The 2,783-nt window shown below is 68.5% G+C and carries 1 protein-coding gene; it reads left to right on the top strand.

Annotated features, from left to right (window positions below; genetic code table 11):
- Nucleotides 1–435 precede the first annotated feature (435 nt).
- Nucleotides 436–2,745, top strand: coding sequence for a catalase/peroxidase HPI (katG, locus tag QR78_RS30585; RefSeq protein ID WP_048431403.1), 2,310 nt, complete (start codon nucleotides 436–438; stop codon nucleotides 2,743–2,745).
- Nucleotides 2,746–2,783: the final 38 nt, after the last annotated feature.

Here is a 2,783-nt window from a genome sequence, read left to right as displayed (position 1 = left end):
TTTTTGCCGCCGAACCGGTGTCCACTTCGGCGAAATCTGCTGGGCGTCGGCCGGCCTGCGGGAGCGCGGGGCATGGGCCTGCGCGCGCGCTGGCCGGTAGCCAAAAGGCGCCGAACCCCGAAAGCCCGCGACGTCCGGGAAGCGGCCCGAGACCGCGTGCCGCGGTGAACGCGAATTTAGTGGCCGCAACGGAAGCGGCGCCTATCTGCGTCCGCGCACCGTATGGTCGGTCCGGGGCCGGGATGAGGGATCGTTGTCCAGAGTCGATGCCGAGGACGGGTTCGTCCATCGCCCGGCGGGGCAGCCTCCTTCGCATACCCCATACTAGTATGATCGCCAGACGGTTCATCGCACGATTTCCGGGCGGGACGGCTTCCGTGGGGAAGGCCGCCCGCTCGCCCCTCCCGATCGCTCAGGCGCGGTCGGCACAGAAGGATCGACGGCGTGGAAACCTATAAAGACGTCCTGTCCGGCAAGTGCCCCTTCGGCGGCGACCGCGTCGGCGGCGCCCTCGCGACGCCGCCCACCCTGGAGGAGTGGTATCCCGACCGCCTGCGCGTCGAGACGCTGCACCAGAACGGCCCGCAGGCGAACCCGCTCGGCCCGGACTTCGATTACCGCGCGGCCTTCGCGGCCCTCGACTACGAGGGGCTGAAGCGGGACATCAAGCAGTTCCTGACCAGCTCGGTGTCGTGGTGGCCGTCCGATTACGGCAATTACGGCCCGCAGATGATCCGCATGGCCTGGCACTCCGCCGGCACCTACCGCATCGCCGACGGGCGCGGCGGCGCCGGCCAGGGCCTGCAGCGCTTCGCGCCGATCAGCAGCTGGTGGGACAACGGCAACACCGACAAGTCGCGCCGCCTGCTCTGGCCGATCAAGCAGAAATACGGCAGCGCCCTCTCCTGGGCCGACCTGATGGTGCTGACCGGCACCTGCGCCCTCGAGATCATGAACTTCCCGACCTACGGCTTCGCCGGCGGCCGCGAGGATGCCTGGGAGGCCGACAACGCAACCTATTGGGGCCCCGAGCTGTGGGACCCGACCAACGTCAAGTCCTTCGACGAGATGGTCAACCGCGACAAGCGCTGGCAGGGCAAGAACGGCGACGCCGATTACGACCTCGAGAATCCGCTCGCGGCCTCGCACCAGGCGCTGATCTACGTCAACCCGGAAGGCCCCTACGCCAACGGCGACCCGATGGGCTCGGCCCGCGACATCCGGGTGACCTTCACCCGCATGGCGATGAACGACGAGGAGACCGTGGCGCTGATCGCCGGCGGCCACGCCTTCGGCAAGAGCCACGGCATGGTCAAGGCCGACCGGATCGGCCCGCCGCCGGAGATCGCCCCGATCGAGGCGATGGGCCTGGGCTGGCACAACCCGGAGGGCACCGGCGCGGCCGAGAACACGATGACGAACGGCATCGAGGGCTCGTGGACGCAGAATCCGACGACCTGGGACAACAGCTACCTGGAGAACCTGTTCAAGTTCGAGTGGAAGCAGACCCGCAGCCCCGCCGGCGCGCTGCAATGGGAGCCGACCGACCCGGACGCGCCGCGCACGCCCGACGCCCATATCCCGGGCAAGTCGCATCCTCTGATGATGATGACGAGCGACATCGCGCTCAAGACCGACCCGGTCTACCGCGAGATCTGCGAAAAATTCCTGTCTGACTTCGACTACTTCACGCTGCAATTCTCGAAGGCCTGGTACAAGCTCACCCACCGCGACATGGGCCCGAAGGAGCGCTACGTCGGACCGGAGACCAAGATCGAGGACGACCTGATCTGGCAGGATCCGATCCCGCCGGTCGACCACCCGCTGATCGACGAGGCCGACATCGCCGCCCTGAAGGCGGAGATCCTGGGTACCGGATTGTCGGTCTCCGATCTCGCCTTCACGGCCTTCTCGTCGGTCGCGACCTACCGCAACAGCGACAAGCGCGGCGGCGCCAACGGCGCGCGGCTGGCGCTGGCGCCGCAATCGGGCTGGACCGTCAACCGGCGCACCCTGCCGGTGATCGAGCGCCTGCGCACGATCATGGCCGGGTTCAACGGCAAGGCCGCCGGGGGCAAGAAGGTCTCGCTCGCCGACCTCATCGTGCTCGGCGGCTGCGCCGCCGTCGAGGAGGCCGCGAAGGCGGCGGGTGCGGCGACGCCGGTGCCCTTCGTGCCGGGCCGGATGGACACCACCGACGCGCTCACCGACGCCGACAGCTTCGAGTGGCTGAAGCCCCTGGTCGACGGGTTCCGCAACTACGTCGACCCGTCCTTCGCCGAGATCGCCAAGGGCCGCGTCGCGCCCGAGGAGGTCTTCTTGGACAAGGCCAACCTCCTGGCGCTCACCGCGCCGGAATGGGTGGTGCTGACCGGGGGCCTGCGGGCGCTCAACCTCAACCACGACGGCTCGCGGCACGGGATCTTCACCGACCGCGTCGGCGTGCTGACCAACGACTTCTTCACCGTGCTGACCAGCATGGACTACGAGTGGAAGAAGGCGGATGCGGCAGGCCACGCCTTCACCCTCGACGACCGGCAGACCGGCGAGACGAAGTTCACGGCGACCCGCTGCGATCTCGTCTTCGGCGCGAACGCGCAGCTCCGGGCGGTGGTCGAGATCTATGCCGGCCGCGACGGTCAGGAGCGGTTCGTGCGCGACTTCGTCAAGGTCTGGCACAAGCTGATGATGCTCGACCGCTACGACGTGAAGCGCACCGACGCCGGGACGCCGAAGGCCGCGTGAGCGGAGCGTCGTTCCCGTGAAGCAGCACCCCCTCTCCC

The organism is Methylobacterium indicum (assembly GCF_001043895.1).
GTDB lineage: Bacteria > Pseudomonadota > Alphaproteobacteria > Rhizobiales > Beijerinckiaceae > Methylobacterium > Methylobacterium indicum.
Note: the sequence above shows the minus strand (reverse complement) of the source record. Positions and strands in the feature narration are given on the sequence as shown.